The sequence below is a fragment of the Lysinibacillus sp. A1 genome (genome assembly GCF_000801965.1).
Taxonomy (GTDB): domain Bacteria; phylum Bacillota; class Bacilli; order Bacillales_A; family Planococcaceae; genus Lysinibacillus; species Lysinibacillus fusiformis.
Genome location: NZ_JSZM01000012.1, coordinates 450,982 through 469,244 on the forward strand (window position 1 = coordinate 450,982; position 18,263 = coordinate 469,244).

General features: G+C 37.8%; 21 protein-coding genes. All 21 read left to right on the plus strand.

The genetic code is table 11. The annotated features are described in order from the left end of the window. Nucleotides 1–64: 64 nt before the first annotated feature. The 21 genes from PI85_RS11670 (at nt 65) to PI85_RS11770 (ending at nt 18,255) form a co-directional block, all read left to right on the plus strand. Complete coding sequence (locus tag PI85_RS11670; protein ID WP_008180764.1) at nt 65–286, plus strand: flagellar FlbD family protein; 222 nt, start codon at nt 65–67, stop codon at nt 284–286. Further along, nucleotides 276–704: a flagellar basal body-associated protein FliL gene (gene fliL, locus PI85_RS11675; RefSeq protein WP_008180761.1), complete on the plus strand. Its 429-nt coding sequence runs from the start codon at nt 276–278 to the stop codon at nt 702–704. Before PI85_RS11670 ends, fliL begins: the two co-directional genes overlap by 11 nt. 31 nt (nt 705–735) lie before the next feature. Then, nucleotides 736–1,731, plus strand: a complete 996-nt coding sequence (fliM, locus tag PI85_RS11680) for a flagellar motor switch protein FliM (RefSeq protein ID WP_036123990.1) — start codon at nt 736–738, stop codon at nt 1,729–1,731. Next, nucleotides 1,724–2,947 carry a flagellar motor switch phosphatase FliY gene (gene fliY / locus PI85_RS11685; RefSeq protein ID WP_008180757.1) on the plus strand — a complete coding sequence of 408 codons (1,224 nt, stop codon included), beginning with the start codon at nt 1,724–1,726 and terminating at the stop codon, nt 2,945–2,947. The genes fliM and fliY overlap by 8 nt, the downstream gene beginning before the upstream one ends. A gap of 21 nt (nt 2,948–2,968) precedes the next feature. Beyond that, on the plus strand, nt 2,969–3,331 hold the full coding sequence (locus PI85_RS11690; RefSeq protein ID WP_008180756.1) for a response regulator: 363 nt from the start codon (nt 2,969–2,971) through the stop codon (nt 3,329–3,331). Nucleotides 3,332–3,341: 10 nt separating this feature from the next. Further along, a complete protein-coding gene (locus PI85_RS11695) occupies nt 3,342–4,016 on the plus strand; it encodes a flagellar biosynthetic protein FliO (RefSeq protein WP_235213797.1) in 675 nt (224 codons plus the stop codon). Beyond that, on the plus strand, nt 4,013–4,678 hold the full coding sequence (gene fliP / locus PI85_RS11700) for a flagellar type III secretion system pore protein FliP (protein ID WP_008180752.1): 666 nt from the start codon (nt 4,013–4,015) through the stop codon (nt 4,676–4,678). Before PI85_RS11695 ends, fliP begins: the two co-directional genes overlap by 4 nt. A 13-nt stretch (nt 4,679–4,691) precedes the next feature. Beyond that, a complete protein-coding gene (gene fliQ, locus PI85_RS11705; RefSeq protein ID WP_008180750.1) occupies nt 4,692–4,961 on the plus strand; it encodes a flagellar biosynthesis protein FliQ in 270 nt (89 codons plus the stop codon). Nucleotides 4,962–4,965: 4 nt separating this feature from the next. Then, a complete protein-coding gene (gene fliR / locus PI85_RS11710; protein ID WP_008180748.1) occupies nt 4,966–5,739 on the plus strand; it encodes a flagellar biosynthetic protein FliR in 774 nt (257 codons plus the stop codon). Nucleotide 5,740: 1 nt separating this feature from the next. Next, nucleotides 5,741–6,829: a flagellar biosynthesis protein FlhB gene (gene flhB / locus PI85_RS11715; protein WP_036123995.1), complete on the plus strand. Its 1,089-nt coding sequence runs from the start codon at nt 5,741–5,743 to the stop codon at nt 6,827–6,829. Nucleotides 6,830–6,853: 24 nt separating this feature from the next. Continuing rightward, entirely contained in the window at nt 6,854–8,884 is a 2,031-nt protein-coding gene (gene flhA, locus PI85_RS11720) for a flagellar biosynthesis protein FlhA (RefSeq protein WP_036123998.1), read from the plus strand. Then, nucleotides 8,884–10,080, plus strand: coding sequence for a flagellar biosynthesis protein FlhF (flhF, locus tag PI85_RS11725; protein WP_036124001.1), 1,197 nt, complete (start codon nt 8,884–8,886; stop codon nt 10,078–10,080). Before flhA ends, flhF begins: the two co-directional genes overlap by 1 nt. Continuing rightward, the gene (locus tag PI85_RS11730) at nt 10,077–10,952 is read left to right on the plus strand and encodes a MinD/ParA family protein (RefSeq protein WP_036124003.1); all 876 of its coding nucleotides are present in this window, start codon (nt 10,077–10,079) and stop codon (nt 10,950–10,952) included. The genes flhF and PI85_RS11730 overlap by 4 nt, the downstream gene beginning before the upstream one ends. Beyond that, on the plus strand, nt 10,953–12,107 hold the full coding sequence (locus PI85_RS11735; protein WP_036124005.1) for a chemotaxis response regulator protein-glutamate methylesterase: 1,155 nt from the start codon (nt 10,953–10,955) through the stop codon (nt 12,105–12,107). 15 nt (nt 12,108–12,122) lie between these two features. Then, the gene (locus tag PI85_RS11740) at nt 12,123–14,195 is read left to right on the plus strand and encodes a chemotaxis protein CheA (RefSeq protein WP_036124008.1); all 2,073 of its coding nucleotides are present in this window, start codon (nt 12,123–12,125) and stop codon (nt 14,193–14,195) included. A 27-nt stretch (nt 14,196–14,222) separates the two neighbouring features. Next, nucleotides 14,223–14,669: a chemotaxis protein CheW gene (locus PI85_RS11745; protein ID WP_036124011.1), complete on the plus strand. Its 447-nt coding sequence runs from the start codon at nt 14,223–14,225 to the stop codon at nt 14,667–14,669. Nucleotides 14,670–14,678: 9 nt separating this feature from the next. Next, nucleotides 14,679–15,311, plus strand: a complete 633-nt coding sequence (locus PI85_RS11750) for a chemotaxis protein CheC (protein WP_008180732.1) — start codon at nt 14,679–14,681, stop codon at nt 15,309–15,311. Further along, nucleotides 15,311–15,817 carry a chemotaxis protein CheD gene (locus PI85_RS11755; RefSeq protein WP_008180730.1) on the plus strand — a complete coding sequence of 169 codons (507 nt, stop codon included), beginning with the start codon at nt 15,311–15,313 and terminating at the stop codon, nt 15,815–15,817. Before PI85_RS11750 ends, PI85_RS11755 begins: the two co-directional genes overlap by 1 nt. Next, nucleotides 15,817–16,188 carry a hypothetical protein gene (locus tag PI85_RS11760; RefSeq protein WP_036124014.1) on the plus strand — a complete coding sequence of 124 codons (372 nt, stop codon included), beginning with the start codon at nt 15,817–15,819 and terminating at the stop codon, nt 16,186–16,188. Before PI85_RS11755 ends, PI85_RS11760 begins: the two co-directional genes overlap by 1 nt. A gap of 430 nt (nt 16,189–16,618) precedes the next feature. After that, nucleotides 16,619–17,017, plus strand: coding sequence for a nucleoside deaminase (locus tag PI85_RS11765; RefSeq protein WP_036124017.1), 399 nt, complete (start codon nt 16,619–16,621; stop codon nt 17,015–17,017). 14 nt (nt 17,018–17,031) lie between these two features. Next, entirely contained in the window at nt 17,032–18,255 is a 1,224-nt protein-coding gene (locus PI85_RS11770; protein ID WP_036124020.1) for an amidohydrolase, read from the plus strand. Nucleotides 18,256–18,263: the final 8 nt, after the last annotated feature.

Below are 18,263 nucleotides of genomic sequence, written 5' to 3' on the forward strand. Positions count from 1 at the left end.
ACAAACATATTTTCATATGAGGGAGGGTCGGGCCGGCTCTCATGCTAGACCCGGCCCTAATTCAATGATTGAACTAACACGTCTTAATGGCAAAGCATTTACATTAAATGCTTTATACATAGAAACAGTCGAATCATTTCCAGATACGACTATTACTTTAACAACTGGAACAAAATTAATTGTTTTAGAGAGTGAAGATGAGGTGCGACAAAAGGTAACTGCCTTTTATAACAATATACAAATACTATCCAACCCGCATCTACGAGGTGAAAAAGATGAAGAATAATAAAATGTTAACAATGATTATTATTTTGCTAGTAGCAGTCATACTGATCGGGGTTATCTTGTTTGTATTGCTTACACAATTTAATAAACCGACAGGAGCTATTGAACCAACCATTGATGAAATTGTAGAGGCAACAGTGGAGATTCCGGAAATCACAACGAATCTTGCAGATAAAAGAGTAGTACGCTTGTCATTAAAAGTTCAAACGACAAGCAAAGATGCTGCTGCAGAATTAACAAAGCGTGTTTTCCAAGTGCAAAACATTGCTATACAAGAGCTTTCTGAAATGGAGCAAAAAGATTTAGAAGGTAAGCAAGGGAAGCAAATTTTCCAAAAATCATTAAAAACCAGAGTAAATGAATTGATGCAAGAGGGAGAAGTCCAGGAAGTATATTTTACCTCCTTCATCACTCAATAAAATAGAAACTGCTTGAAATGGAGGTGGGCAAATGGCAGGAGATGTGTTATCTCAATCCGAGATAGATGCGCTGCTTTCCGCTATATCGACTGGGGAAATGTCAGCAGATGACATAAAAAAGGAGGATGAGGGACGTAAGGTTAAAGTTTATGACTTTAAACGAGCGCTTCGATTCTCAAAAGATCAAATCCGAAGTTTGACCCGAATACACGAAAATTTTGCACGACTATTGACAACCTTTTTCTCTGCACAACTTAGAAGCTATGTGCAAATTACGGTTGCATCAGTAGACCAAATACCATTTGAAGAGTTCGTTCGTTCGATTCCGAATATGACGCTCATTAATGTGTTTGAAGTGCCACCATTAGATGGTAATATATTGATGGAAATAAATCCGAACATTGCCTATTCCATGCTAGATCGTTTAATGGGCGGTAGTGGGGCGAGTCATAGTAATGTAGATAATCTAACAGAAATTGAAACAAAAATTATGACAAACCTTTTTGAACGCTCATTCGACAATTTACGCGAGGCGTGGGAAAATGTAGCGGAAATTGATCCGATTTTAGTGGAGCTTGAAGTTAATCCACAATTTTTACAAATGATCTCACCTAATGAAACAGTAGTTGTTATTTCATTAAATACGATCATTGGTGAAACAAGCGGTATGATCAATATTTGTATTCCGCATGTTGTATTGGAGCCGATTGTTCCAAATCTTTCTGTTCGCTACTGGATGCAAACAAATACGAAAGAAATGTCTCCAGAGCAAACAAAAATGCTTGAAACACGCGTAAAACAAGCAAAATTACCGCTTTCGGTTGAATTAGGGCTAACGGATATCACAATCGAGGATTTCCTTACAATGCAAATTGGTGATGTTATACAGCTAGAGCAAAAAATTAATGATCCACTTCTATTAAAGGTAGGAACGTTACCAAAATTCACTGTTCAACCAGGTAAGCAAGGCAAAAAATTAGCAATCCAGATTATCGACCCTTTGAAAGGAGGAGACGAAGATGAGTGATGAAATGCTCTCCCAAGAAGAAATTGAAGCGCTATTAAGGGGCGAGACGTTGGAAGATAAAAACAGCGGCACTGAAGCTTCTTCAATTGATGAAACAAATGATATACGAGTAGAGGATTACCTTGATTCGTTTGCACAAGATGCACTAGGTGAGGTAGGCAATATTTCCTTTGGTAGCTCTGCCACTGCACTTTCGGCATTATTAGGACAAAAAGTAGATATTACTACCCCAAGTATATCAATGATTAATCGAAATAAATTAGAAGAGGAGTTTCCACATCCTTATGTAGCTGTACAAGTGGAATATACGATTGGCTTAACAGGTATGAATTTACTTGTTATTAAACAATCGGATGCAGCAATTATTGCAGACCTTATGTTAGGTGGCGATGGATTAAATCCGAAACCTGACTTAGGAGAAATTCAATTAAGTGCTGTTCAAGAGGCCATGAATCAAATGATGGGCTCAGCAGCTACATCTATGTCGACAGTATTCAACAAAAAAGTGGATATTTCGCCACCGACAATAGATTTAATGAATATTTCTCAAAATGAAGGTCGAGAAAATATCCCTGAAGATGATTTACTAGTCAAAGTATCGTTTAGATTAAGAATTGGTAATTTAATTGATTCGAATTTAATGCAATTATTACCGCTTAAATTTAGTCAAAACATCGTAAAATCTCTACTAGGTGAAACTGAATCAATAGAAGAACCTGTGGCTGCAACGATTGCGCCTGAGGCACCGCCAATTGCAGCACCACCTGTTCAACAACAAGCGCCAGTTATGCCACCGCCTGCACAGCCTGTTTATCAGCAGCCGGAAGCAACTATGCAGCAACCAGTTTATCAGGAACCACAGCAGTTTGCGCAACCAGCGAGACCTGCACAGCCAGTGAATGTTCAACAAGCACAATTTGCTAGCTTTGATTCAAATGTAATCTCTCAATCTGAAGCTAGAAATTTAAATATGCTACTTGATATTCCATTGCAAGTTACTGTAGAGTTAGGACGTACGAAACGTTCTGTTAAAGAGATTTTAGAACTATCAAGTGGTTCGATTATTGAGTTAGATAAATTAGCTGGGGAGCCTGTTGATATATTAGTTAATAGTCGTTTAATCGCTAAAGGTGAAGTCGTTGTTATTGATGAAAACTTTGGTGTACGTATTACAGATGTTTTAAGTCAAGCAGAGCGTTTAAATAATTTAAGATAGTTTCAATTGGAGGAGTTAACCATGTCTAAAAGAATTTTGATTGTAGACGACGCTGCATTTATGCGTATGATGATCAAGGATATTTTGTCGAAAAATGGATTTGAGGTTGTTGGAGAAGCGGCAGATGGATTACAAGCTGTTGAAAAGTACAATGAATTAAAACCAGATTTAGTAACAATGGATATCACAATGCCAGAAATGGATGGTATTGCGGCTCTTAAAGCAATTAAGGGGTCAGATCCAAGTGCAACTGTAATCATGTGTTCAGCAATGGGACAACAAGCAATGGTAATCGATGCAATTCAAGCTGGTGCGAAAGACTTTATTGTTAAGCCTTTCCAAGCAGATCGAGTAATTGAAGCGATCCAAAAAGCGCTAGGATGATTGCATGAAAATGTTAAAATCATTTCGTTTCACGATGATTTTTGCATTTCTTGTATCCTTCCTGTTTTTGTACCCGACACCAACTTCGGTCTATGCAGACTCTGATACGAATAGTGTGACAGATTGCATTAAAGACCCAGAAGCTTGTTATGGAGATACTACCGATCCAGCTGCTAAACAAGAACCAAGTGTATCAGCAGCTGGAGATATATCTGCATGGGAATACATAAAAATGGTTTTAGCGCTTATTTTTGTTGTAGCTTTGTTTTATGGTTTAATGAAGTTTTTAAATAAACGAAATTTAAACTTTCAACGTAATCAACTGATACAAAATTTAGGCGGTTTATCGTTGGGTGCACAAAAATCAGTACAGCTTTTACAAGTAGGTAAAACCATGTACTTAGTGGGTGTCGGTGAAGACGTTCAGCTATTACGTGAAATTACTGATCCTGAAGAAATAGAAGCACTGTTAGCACTTTATAACGAAAGGCAAGAACTTGCAGCAACATCACCGTATATCGCAGAAGTATTTTCTAAGTTTAAGAAAAAAGATAGAGTGAATATGCAAAATGAACAAAAGCAAGAGACATTTGGCAAACTCTTTGAAAAAAAGATATCCGAAATTAAACAGGAGCGCAGTGAAGAGATTGAGCGATGGAAGCAAAAGGAGAAGGATGATAAATGAATGATTTAGTCAATATTTTTTCCAATAGCGATCCAACCAACGTCTCAACATCCGTTAAGCTCTTACTACTATTAACCGTTTTATCACTGGCACCAAGTATTTTAATTTTAATGACATCCTTTGCTCGTATTGTCATTGTTTTATCCTTTGTGCGTACAGCACTGGCTACACAACAAATGCCACCTAATCAGGTGATTGTTGGTTTAGCCTTATTTTTAACGTTCTTTATCATGGCCCCAACCTTTCAAGAGGTCAATAAAGAGGCTTTGCAACCACTATTTTCTGAAGAAATTGGTTTAGATGAAGCTTATGATCGGGCAAGCTTGCCATTTAAAGAATTTATGAGTAAGCATACAAGACAAAAAGATCTTGACTTGTTTTTATCGTACAATCAAGCAGAAAAACCAGCATCAGTGGAAGAAATCCCACTGACAATGCTTGTGCCAGCATTTGCTTTAAGTGAAATTAAAACAGCATTTCAAATAGGTTTTATGATTTTTATTCCATTCCTAGTGATCGATATGATTGTTGCGAGTACATTAATGTCGATGGGGATGATGATGTTACCGCCAGTAATGATTTCATTGCCATTCAAAATCTTATTGTTTGTTCTGGTCGATGGCTGGTATCTCGTCATGAAATCGCTACTACAAAGTTTTTAGGGGATGATACAGTATGACAGGTGAATTGGTTATTTCCGTTGCAGAACGTGCCATTATGATTATCCTTCTAACAAGCGGTCCGTTATTATTAGTAGCTTTAATCACTGGTTTGGCTGTAAGTATTTTTCAAGCTACCACTTCGATTCAAGAGCAAACATTAGCATTTGTACCGAAAATTATCGCCGTCTTTGTGGCCATTGTGTTCTTTGGCCCATGGATGTTATCTCAAGTTACTAGCTATGCGAGAGACATTTTTGAGAATTTAACACGTTATATAGGGTGAGTCCATGAATGAATTAATTCCGCATTTAACGGTTTTCTTATTGGTGCTTGTGCGTGTTTCAGCATTTTTTGTTACGGTTCCTTTTTTTTCCTATAGAACCATACCACCACAAGTCAAAATTACTCTCGCACTGGTTTTAGCTTGGATGATGTATTATACAATTGATGTTGAGCCATTTGCATTCAATGATGAATACATATTATTAGTGATGAAAGAAGCACTTGTTGGGCTGTTACTCGGTCTAGTAGGTTATATAATCATGTCTGCCATTCAAATTGCAGGGAGCTTTATTGATTTTCAAATGGGTTTTGCCATTGCCAATATTATTGATCCGCAAACAGGAGCTCAAAGTCCATTAATCGGTCAGTTTTTTAATATGTTAGCATTCCTTTTACTGTTAGCAATTAATGGCCATCATATGATTCTTGATGGAATTTACTATAGTTATCAGTTTTTGCCTATGGATCAATTCCCTAGTTTTACAAATGAGGGCTTTCCCCAATTTATCATCACAACATTTACAGCTGTTTTTGCTATTGCATTTCAGATGGCTGCACCTGTTGTGGCTACCTTATTTTTAGTCGATTTAGCTTTAGGAATAACTGCGAAAACAGTACCACAATTAAATATATTTGTTGTTGGTTTTCCTATTAAAATAGCCGTTAGTTTTTTAGTGTTATTTACAATGATGGCTGTAATGATTCAAGTCATTCAAAAGTTGATCACTATTATGATTTACGGCATGCGTGATTTAATGGCCATTTTAGGTGGTGGATAATATGAAACTACTACTGAATTTAGATATCCAGTTTTTTTCAGGTGAAAAGACTGAGAAGGCGACGCCAAAGAAACGTCAAGATGCTCGAAAAAAGGGACAAGTTATTAAGAGTCAAGATGTAACTAGTGCCATCGTTATGCTGATGGTCTTTATCTTCTTAATTTTCTTTGCAGGTTCTTTACGGGATGAGCTATTAGCGTTTTTTAGACAAACCTTTATCCATAACATACGCATTGAAACACTAACGATTGATAGTGTGATGCACTTATTTATAGAAACATTAATACAAATGGCTTTCATTATTGTACCGATTATGGCGATAGCTGTTGTTGGAGCACTTGCAGGTAACTTTTTGCAGTTTGGCTTTTTATTTACCCTGGAGCCAATGAAGTTTGATTTGAAAAAGATGGACCCTATCAAAGGGTTGAAAAGGATTTTTTCGGTTAAGGCAATTGTTGAGTTGCTGAAATCGGTGTTAAAGATTGGCTTTATCGGTAGTGTAACGACAATTATTATCTGGACAAACTTGCCAGAAGTTTTAGCTTTATCCTTTAAAAGTCCATGGATGACGCTCATTACTGTCGGAAAGCTAGTCGGCATTATGGGCATAGCGGCATCTTTAGTTTTACTTTGTGTATCCATTTTGGATTGGATGTATCAAAAATTTGATTATGAAAAAAATCTTAAAATGTCTAAGCAAGATATTAAAGATGAATATAAAAATAGTGAGGGTGACCCGCTCATTAAATCGAAAATCAAACAACGTCAGCGCGAAATGGCGATGCGTCGTATGATGTCAGAGATTCCAAGTGCAGATGTGGTAATTACCAACCCTACTCACTATGCGATTGCGCTCAAATATGACGAGGAAAATATGGATGCACCTCGCGTAATTGCAAAGGGTACAGACTTTATCGCTCAAAAAATAAAGCTGATTGCCAAAGAGCATGACGTCATTATGGTGGAAAATAGACCTTTAGCTCGCGCCATGTACGATCAAGTTGAAATTGGTGATCCCGTACCAGAAGAATTTTTCAAAGCAGTAGCAGAAATACTCGCTTATGTTTACCGTATTAAACGTAAAATTTAAAGCTTTTTAGTAGGAGGGACACAAATGAAAGTTCGCGATATTGGGGTTTTAGGTGCGGTTATTTTAATCGTTGCGATGCTCATCATCCCTCTTCCTCCGTGGATGTTAAGTTTCTTAATTGTCATTAATATTACTTTAGGATTAATTGTACTGCTAACAGCAATGAGTATGAAGGAAGCATTAGACTTTTCTATTTTTCCTTCTGTTATTTTACTGTTAACCTTATTCCGATTAGGACTGAGTGTTTCCACAACCCGTGCGATCTTAGCAACTGGGGACGCGGGCTCTGTCGTAGAAACGTTTGGTGATTTCGTAGTCGGGGGAAATATTCTCGTAGGTTTAGTTGTCTTTTTAATTCTAGTATTAATTCAGTTTATTGTTATTACAAAGGGTGCAGAGCGGGTAGCTGAAGTAGCAGCTCGTTTCACACTTGATGCGATGCCAGGTAAACAAATGAGTATTGATGCTGATTTAAATGCAGGAGTAATTTCCGAAAAGGAAGCACGCGAACGACGTGAAAAAGTAGCGGGTGAAGCGGACTTCTACGGAGCGATGGATGGTGCCACGAAATTCGTAAAAGGGGATGCCATTGCCTCAATGGTCATGGTTATTATCAACTTATTATTCGGAATCATCATCGGGGTAGTACAAATGGGACTTCCATTTGCTGAAGCAGCAACTCATTTTTCTAAGCTAACCGTTGGGGATGGTATAGTTTCGCAAATTCCTGCCTTGCTTATTTCAACAGCAACAGGGATTGTGGTAACTCGCGCCTCTTCTAAAGGAAGTCTTGGTCAAGATATAACAGGACAATTATTTGCTCAAGCAAAGTTACTCTATGTAGCTGGAGGTACCATAGTATTACTAGGGCTATTTACACCAATCCCTAACTGGGTAACACTTCCAATAGGTCTTTCCCTAATTGCTGGGGCTTATATGATGGAACGTAAGAAACCAGAGGATGAAGAGGAATTACTTGAAATTGAAGAAGAAGTGGCAACAGATGGCATGAAGAGCCCTGAAAATGTTGTGAATTTATTAAATGTGGACCCAATCGAATTTGAATTTGGTTATGGATTAATTCCGTTAGTAGATGCTGCTCAAGGTGGGGACTTATTAGATCGTGTCATTATGATTCGTCGACAGTTAGCACTAGAATTAGGAATTGTCATCCCGGTTGTTCGTATTCGAGATAATATTCAGCTTCAACCAAATGAGTATCGAATAAAAATAAAAGGGAACGAAATGGCAAGAGGCGAACTTTTACTAGATCATTATTTAGCGATGAGCCCAGGTGATGATGATTCTATTGAAGGAATTGATACAGTGGAGCCATCATTTGGATTACCAGCTAAATGGATTACTGAGCAAGTGAAAGAGGATGCTGAAATTTATGGCTACACCGTTGTAGACCCACCAAGCGTGGTATCCACGCATTTAACTGAAATAATCCGTGCGAATGCTCATGAATTATTAGGTCGTCAAGAGACGAAGCAGTTAATAGATCACTTACGTGAAACCCATCCTATTTTAGTAGAAGAGCTGACACCGGCACCTTTATCAACTGGAGAAATCCAAAAGGTACTTGGTAAATTACTACGTGAAAATGTTTCTGTTCGTAATTTACCCATTATTTTTGAAACGTTAGCAGACTATGCAAAGGTAACTAGTGATACAGATATTTTAACTGAGTATGTTCGTCAATCATTGGCTCGTCAAATTACTGCCCAATATGTGGGAGATAGTTCGGCATTAAAAGTTATTACAGTTTCAGGTAAAGTAGAAAAAATGGTTGCTGATAGTATACAGCAAACAGATCACGGAAATTATTTAGCAATGGATCCTCAAGATTCTCAAACGGTACTAGAGACGATTGCAGCAGAAATAGAGCGTGTGTCCTTTATGGAACAATCCGCTATTATTTTATGTTCTCCGGCTGTGCGCATGTATTTACGACAACTGACGGAGCGTTATTTCCCGCAGATTCCAGTTCTCTCATATAATGAATTGGATGCTTCTATTGAAATTCAAAGTGTTGGGGTGGTGAATGTTTAATGAAAATGAAAAAATATTATGCATCTTCCATACCAGAGGCTATGAAGCAAGTGCGTGCAGAACTAGGCGAGGACGCTGTTATTTTGAATTCTAAAGTAGTCATCACGAAGAAATTTTTCGGTATGATTAAACAGAAAAGTTTTGAGGTAGTTGCAGGAGTGGATGGAGTGGAGCCAAATCAAGTGGCTCCAGTACCAACGCCTGTAGAATTACCTATCGCAACTAAGGAAAATGCGAGACTACAAGATATTACAAATGCGATTCAAGAGAAAATTCATCAAGATCAATCATCGCATGATGTAGTTAAACACGAGGACACTGGCATTTCTGAAGAATTGAGGAAGGAAATTGCAGATTTAAAATCTTTAATGCAATCGATGCATAAAAAGACTACCCAAGCTCAATATCCCGATGAACTCTTCCCCTTCATTGAATACTTAAGACAGCAAGAGCTAAATGAAGAGCTCATCACAACGATAGGTGATGAGCTTTTTATGCATTTCAAAGAAGCATCAGAAATCAATTTCTCACAATGTAAAATGGTCACGAAAAATTTACTTCGTAAGAGATTAGAAAGCCTACCTATCGGAGGATTGTCCTATGAAAGAAAATACATCAACGTATTAGGTCCTACAGGTGTGGGTAAAACAACGACGATCGCCAAAATGGCAGCTAGAGCAGTTTTAGAAAAGAAGAAGAAAATCGGATTTATTACGACAGATACGTACCGAATCGCAGCAATTGAACAGCTAAAAACGTATGCGGGTCTTTTACAGGCACCCGTTGAAATTGCTTACAACGCAACAGATTTCGAACAAGCTATCCAAAGATTATCGCATTTAGACTTAGTGTTTATCGATACAGCTGGTCGAAATTATAAAGAGGTCAAGTATGTAGATGATCTCCAACGTCTCATAAAATTTGATGATCAAGCAGAATCCTACTTAGTACTCGCGATGACTACAAAAGAAAAGGATATGGCGAACATTATCGACCAATTTAATCAGCTACCAATTGAAAAATTTATCTTCACGAAAATTGATGAAACAAATTCTATTGGCACAATGCTCAATTTAATGATTAAATATAATAAAGGACTTGCTTACTATACGAATGGTCAAGAAGTACCAGAAGATATTGAAGAAGCTGATTTAGAAGCAGTGCTTAATTTGTTTTTTCAAGGTGAAGAGAAATGAGAGACCAAGCTGAAACATTACGCTTGAAAATGATGAGGCAGCAAGGCGATTTAGGTCGAGCAATTGCAGTGGTTAGTGGCAAAGGCGGGGTTGGAAAAAGTAACTTCACGATGAATTTCGCCTTGTCTTTGGCCCAAAAGGGAAAAAAAGTTGTCATTGTAGATATGGATATTGGGATGGGAAATATCCATATTTTAATTGGGAAAAATGCTTCCAATAGTTTGAAAGATTACTTAGAAGGAAATAAACTACTAGATGAGGTAATATTTGAGGGACCCCATGGTTTAAGGTATATATCAGGTGGGTCGGGTATGACAAATATTTTTAATTGGTCAGAGACGATGTTTGAACAGCTTATACATGCATTTGAACAGCTTCAGAAAAACTATGATTATATTTTATTTGATATGGGGGCGGGTGCGACAAATTGGTCGCTAGATTTACTCACATCAATAGACGAAATTATCGTTATTTCAACGGCAGAGCCGACCGCAATTACGGATGCCTATTCGATGATGAAATATATTCATATGCGGGATGCTGATAAGCAATTTTATGTCCTTTGTAACCGTGCATTTAGTAAAGAAGAAGGCATCGAAACAAACGAGCGTTTAAAGTTAGCCATGAAACGTTTTTTAGACAAAGAAGTCACGATACTCGGTTCATTACCCGAAGATTCGATTGTGCGGAAGGCTGTGCGTGAGCAAGTCCCATTTTCACTTGCTTATCCAGACGCACTGATTTCTAAAACATTACAACTCATAGTGATTCGTTTTATGGAGCATCGTGTGGAGGAAGTACATGCACATGATCAGACAGCAAAGAAATTTTTAACGAAACTAAGAAGTATTTTTTCGAAAGGGCGTGATTAATTGGACTTTTTACATAAAAGCAAGCTATTAGTTGTGGATGATTCTGCTTTTATGAGAAAGCTAATTAGTGACTTTTTTGTTGGCAACTCGAAGGTGGAAGTAGTTGGAACTGCACGAAATGGAAAAGATGCAATCAAAAAGATACAATCATTGAAGCCATCAGTTGTGACAATGGATATTGAGATGCCTGAAATGAATGGGCTAGATGCATTAAAAGAAATAATGATACAATGTCCAGTTCCTGTAATCATGCTCTCTAGTACCACTCAGCGTGGAACAGAAAATGCTATAGCAGCTATTGAAAGTGGCGCTGTAGATTTTGTCGCAAAGCCAAGCGGAACAATATCTCTTGATTTACATAAAATCCAAACTGAGCTTGTCCATAAAGTAGAGCAAGCTGCAATGGTGCCAATATCCAAATTGAAAAAACCTTCTGGTAGTAAACGACAACAAGATTCAGTGACAAAAGTGAGTACCGTAATAAAGGATTTACAACAACATGGTCAAATGCCTATTCCCGTGAATGCTACTGCTACTAAAGTAGCTGTAACAAAGGCGCAAACTGAATGGAATAAAGTAGGTAAAAAGATTGTGCTAATAGGTACATCTACAGGAGGGCCTCGTGCGCTTCAGGAGGTCATTACAAAAATTCCTAAGTCTATTCAAGCTCCTATCCTCATTGTTCAGCATATGCCTGCTGGATTTACGAAATCACTCGCTACACGTCTCGATCAGCTCAGTGAAATTGTTGTGAAGGAGGCTGAACAAGGCGATATTTTACAAAATGGGGTTGCCTATATTGCCCCAGGTGGCTATCACTTAAAGCTTAGGAAAGTAGGGACAACTTTTGGTATTGTTCTTGATAATCAAGAAGCACCAAGGTCAGGCCATAGACCATCTGTAGATGTAATGTTTGAAGATGTTAGTCAATATAAGGATTTTGATAAAGTAGCTGTGATTATGACAGGTATGGGGCATGATGGTTCAAATGGACTAAAAGCACTAAAAAAGACCGGTAATGTCATGGCCATAGCTGAGTCAGCAGAAACTTGCATTGTATATGGTATGCCAAAAGCAGCGGTAGAAACGCAACTAATTGATGAAGTTGCCGATGTAGATGATATAGCACTAACAATAATGAAATATTTGCCTTAAAAGGGGTGTCCTCTTATGGAAGTCAATCAATATTTAGAGATGTTTATCGAAGAAAGTAAAGAGCATTTACAAGCATGTAGTGAACATTTATTAGAATTAGAAAAAAATCCAGATGATTTGGCAATTGTTGGGGAAATATTCCGATCTGCCCATACTTTAAAAGGTATGTCTGCCACAATGGGTTTTGAAGATTTAGCCGATTTAACTCATAAAATGGAAAATGTGTTAGATGCGATTCGTAATGAAAAAATCCACGTAACACCAGAAATTTTAGATGTGGTCTTTGAATCTGTTGACCATCTGGAAGAAATGGTCATGGATATTGCGAATGGTGGAGATGGCAAGCGTGATGTTTCAGCAACAGTTGCTCAACTTAAGCGCATAGAATTAGGTGAGGAAGCAGTACCTGAGGTGGCAGCAACCGTTGCAGGACCAGCAGCCGTGGAAAGTGTTTTAGAATATGATAGCTTTGAACAAACAGTTATTGCACAATCATCTGAACAAGGTTTCCATGCCTATGAAATTTCAGTGAAATTACGAGAAGATTGTCTTTTAAAGGCTGCACGTGTATTTATGGTCTTCGAAATTTTAGAAAAAGACGGCGAAGTTATTAAATCGAGCCCATCTGTTGAAAAGCTAGAAGACGAACAATTTGATCAACAGTTTTATGTAGCCTATGTGACAAAAGAATCAGCAGAAGATATGCAGAAAAAGATCATGAAAGTTTCTGAGGTTGAAGAAGTTGTTGTCACAACAATAGACCAAAAGAAATTTAGTGAAAGAGAGTATGAATCACAGCAAGAAGTAGCTGCTACTGCATCGGCTGTAGCGGAAGTAGAGTCTACACCTGCTACTGTACCTTCTAAACCTGAACCAGCCGCACAGCCTGCAAAAACAGCCGCACCTGCAAAGGCTGAAAAAAATCACGCGCCTGTTGGAAATAAAACGATTCGTGTCAATATTGAACGTCTTGATATTTTAATGAACTTGTTTGAAGAACTTGTTATTGACCGTGGTCGTTTACAATCTATTGCTACAGAAGTAAACCATGGTGAGCTAAACGAAACTGTGGAGCGAATGAGCCGTGTAATGGGTGACCTGCAAACCATTATTTTAACAATGCGCATGGTGCCAGTTGAAACAGTGTTCAACCGCTTTCCAAAAATGATTCGTCAGCTATCCCGAGATTTAAATAAGAAAATTAATCTTGAAATCATTGGTGCTGAAACAGAACTAGATCGTACAGTTATCGATGAAATTGGTGATCCACTTGTCCACTTAATCCGAAATTCTGTGGACCATGGCATTGAAAATCCAACATCTCGTCGTGCAAAAGGCAAACCGGAGGAAGGAACGGTTGTCCTACGTGCTTACCATAGTGGAAACTATGTCTTTATTGAAATTGAAGACGATGGTGCAGGAATTAATCGTGACAAAGTACTAGCGAAAGCTATTGCAAAAGGCATTGTGACACAAGAACAGTCTTATTCAATGTCTGATAATCAAATCAATGAGCTTATTTTAGCTTCAGGCTTCTCGACTGCAGATGTCATTTCGGATGTATCTGGCCGTGGAGTAGGGTTAGATGTTGTTAAAACAACAATTGAATCACTTGGTGGTAATATTTCAATTGAATCCACACAAGATGTTGGTTCCATCTTTTCTATCCAATTACCGCTGACATTATCGATTATTTCTGTCATGCTCGTGGAAATTGAAAAGGAAATTTATGCAATTCCATTATCATCTATTATTGAAACATCTATTATCCGTTCATCGGAGATTATGAATGCGCATAATCAAAAAGTAATCGACTTCCGTGGCAAGGTTGTACCATTGGTATTCTTAGAGGAAATCTTTGAAGTACCTCGTACAGAGTCGCAAGATGAAGAATTCCATTCAGTAGTCATTGTTCGTAAAGGTGAAAAACTTGCTGGTTTAGTGGTGGATTCCTTCATCGGACAACAAGAAATTGTCTTGAAGTCTTTAGGAAATTACTTAACAAATATTTTTGCTATTTCAGGTGCAACTATTTTAGGAAATGGTAAAGTAGCCTTAATTGTAGATTGTAACGCATTAATAAAATAAGGTGAATGAATAAGAGAGGTGTAAAAGATGACAAACGCAGTGGAACAAGAAAGTATTAAAGTAATTGTATTTCAACTAGCGAATAAGGAATATGCTATTCCGGTGTCCCATGTTCAAGGTATAGAAAAGCTAATGCATATTACGCGCGTACCAAAAACGGCGAAATATGTAAAAGGTGTTATTAATCTTCGTGGTGTCGTAACGCCGATTGTGGATTTACGTGAACGCTTTGAATTACCTATTTCAGAACATGAGGAAACAACTCGCATTATCATTATCTCACTAGAAGATATGGAAGTAGGCTTTGTTGTTGATTCAGCAAACGATGTAATTGATATTCCTGCAAGTTCGATTGAACCACAACCAGAAGTTGTTGGCTCCCTTGAGGAAGAATTTATTTCAGGTGTTGCTAAAGTAGAAAAACGATTATTAATCTTATTACATTTAGAAAAAGTATTAAATCCACTAAAGTAGGGATCGATCATGACATTTAATCAAAAGATTACCTCGCTACATTTAGATGTATTAAAGGAAATTGGCAATATTGGTGCTGCGCATGCCGCGACAGCACTTTCCAATTTACTTGGGAAAAAAATTGATATGCGTGTCCCAAAGGTAGAAATGGTGTCCTTTAACGATATGATGGAATTGGCTGGCGGATCAGAAAATGTCGTTGTTGGTATTTACCTTCGCATTGAAGGTGATGCAGAAGGAAGTATGTTCTTTATACTACCTATTGAACAGGCAAACCGTTTTATCCGTCGTCTCATTTATGATGAAACATTTGATTTTAAAAAACGACCTGTTTCTGAACTAGGATTATCTGCTATGCAAGAAATGGGAAATATCTTATCAGGTTCCTATTTATCTGCCTTATCGGACTTCACTAATTTGAAAATTTATCCAACTGTACCAGGGCTAAGCGTCGATATGTTTGGTGCAATTATAAGTATTGGTTTAATAGAATTATCACATGTAAGTGATAATGTCATTGTTATAAATACATCCATTTTTGAAGAAGGTGTAGAAGACCATGAAACTGTGAGAGGTCATTTCTTCCTATTACCAGATCCCGACTCATTTGATGCTATTTTTAAAGCATTAGGGGTTTCCTAATGATGCTAAGTAGTAGCAGTGGGCAAGTGGTTAAAGTAGGAATTGCACAAATGGATGTAGTAAAGCTACCTAACACGATTCGAACTTCTGGTCTGGGTTCTTGTGTTGGCGTTATTTTATATGATGAGTCAAAAAAAATTGCTGGTTTAATCCATGTGATGTTACCAGATTCAAGCTTGGGAAGATCTGAGTCAATCAATGTAGCCAAATTTGCGGATTCTGGAATAGCAGCAATGATTGATCTATTAAAATTAGAGGGCGTTCAAAAGTTTAAACTAAAGGCAAAAATTGCTGGGGGCGCACAGATGTTTCAATTTACTTCGGACAAAGATTCGATGCGCATCGGTCCTCGTAATGTAGAAGCTGTCAAAAATGAATTGAAAAGGCATGGAATTCCTTTAGTAGCCGAGGATACTGGTGGAAACAGTGGTAGAACGATAGAATTTAATCCTGCCACATCATCATTACATATTCGAACAGTTAACCAAGGAGTGAGCGAAATCTAATGTTTGGTTCCGTATTTTATAATCTATGGGGAGCATTAATGGCTTTTACTATTTATTTTTTTAGTACATTTCTAAAGCCCTACACGCCCCTTCGAATCATTATCGGATCTTTTGTTACAGCAATCATTGTATTCCTTGTAATGTATATTGTACGTTTTTTAATAGCATACATTTTGTATACGCCAGAGGTAGATGAGGAAGCAGTTGAAGGTGAACTAGCAGAAAATGAACAAACTACTCCTGAAGGCACGAATCAAGAAGCAGCTTCGGCTCAATCAACCGTTGAATTTCAAGATGAGAACTCAGAGGAGATTGCACAAGTGGTTCGAACGATGATGAATCGAGAAGAAGAACAACAAGTGAATGCTTAAAACAAAGAGTCGCTAAGAGCGGCTCTTTTTTATTTTGCCATTCAAGAAACTTTAATATAGGGAAAACTTAAGTGAAATTTACTTTTTTTATATTATTCATATAGTAGTCTTCATGTTAGCATATTTGTATAAAGGAAAAGTAATGAAGGAACTCTTTTATGTGAAATTGCAGGGGGAAACCTAGATACATTATTAATGTCTCATAGAATTAGTTAAAAAGACTGAATATTCTGTTTGTGATATAGTGTTGCCACAACGCTAAGTCTAGAAGGCTCGTAATGATTGCTGAAATAACTAGTCAATAAGAGCAAGGTTAGTATAGTCACAACTCCGAATACGTTGGGTAAAATGGATTTGGCTACTGGACATCATTCAGTTTATATTACAGCTATTAACGTGATATATCTGCTTTTACTAGGAGGAATAGAATATGAATCAACATGAATTTATGAGAAAAGCGCTTGATTTAGCAAATGAAAATGCACGATCAGGACATGGTGCGCCATTCGGAGCGCTTGTAGTAAAAAATGGGCAAATTATTGGTTCGGGTGTTAATGAGGTAGCCAAAACAAATGATTTGACGAATCACGCAGAAATTCAAGCAATTCGCCAAGCTTGCCATACTTTGCAAACAACTCATCTCGAAGGCTGTGAAATGTATGCAAGTACAGAACCTTGTCCGATGTGTTTAAGTGCCATCTATTATGCCAAATTAACAACAGTCTATTACTTTCATGCTAGCAATACTAGCCAAGACTATGTTTATCATCAACTGTCCCTACCACATATAGAGAGGGATATTCAGATGGTTCAGCTTGAAGAAAAATAAAGGAGGTTCATATAATGACACCATTAGCATATTGGCTCATTAACGTACGACTAGAAACAGGCTTTCATTACAATCATACTACTGTAATTGGAACACAAACCGAGCTTTTTAATGTACAAATTGAAAAGGGGATAATACAGCAAATTAAACGTGGACATCAACCACTAGAGACGGATTTACCTCAATTGGATGCACAAGGCTACCTCATGCTACCATCTTTTAGGGATATGCATATTCATCTTGATAAAACATATTTTGGTGGGCCATGGAAGGCACCTACCATTCCAACAGAGGGTCTTATAACTAGATTAAAAGAGGAAGAATTACTCCTTCCTAGTTTATTACCGGTGACAGAGGAAAGAGCAAAAAAACTAATAGACCTACTATTAAATGCAGGCTCCACACATATTCGTACACATTGTAATATTGACCCGTTTATCGGTTTGAAAAATTTAGAGGCAGTCTTAAGAGCAAAAGAGGCTTACAAAGATAAAGTTGCTATGGAGATTGTAGCATTCCCGCAGCATGGGCTATTACGTAGTGATTCGGTTTCTTTAGTAAGAGAAGCATTGCGTAACGGGGCTTCTCTCGTAGGAGGCGTTGATCCAGCAACAATTGATGAAAATATTGAGAAATCATTACAAACCGTGATGGAATTAGCGGTAGAAGCAAATGCAGATGTAGATCTTCATATTCATGATCCTGGCCATCTCGGCATTTTTACGTATAAACGACTAGCAGCGTTAACAGAGGCAGCTGGTTGGCAAGGAAGAGTGACAATTAGTCATGCCATGGCTCTTGCAGATATTCCTACTAGTGAAGCGAGTGAAGTAGCAGAACTACTTGCACATCTTGGCATAGCTATTACTTCTACTGTGCCTATTGAGCACACTATCCCTATTCCTCTCTTAGATCATAAAGGGGTAAACATATCACTTGGCGATGATAGTATTACCGACCACTGGTCACCATTCGGCCAAGGGGATAGTCTAGAAAAAGCAGGAACGCTTGCAGAACGATTTGGTTTAAGTGATGAGCGTTCACTTGCTCAAAGCCTAAAATACATTACAGGTGGTATTACACCTCTAAATAAGGATGGTCATCAAATATGGCCGAATGTAGGAGATGAAGCAAATATTGTTTTTGTTGAAGCAACTTGTTCGGCAGAAGCAGTGGCTAGAAGGGCGAAAAGAGTGGCAGTGCTCTTTAAAGGAAAAATTGTTTCTGGTGAACTTTAAAATTGAAA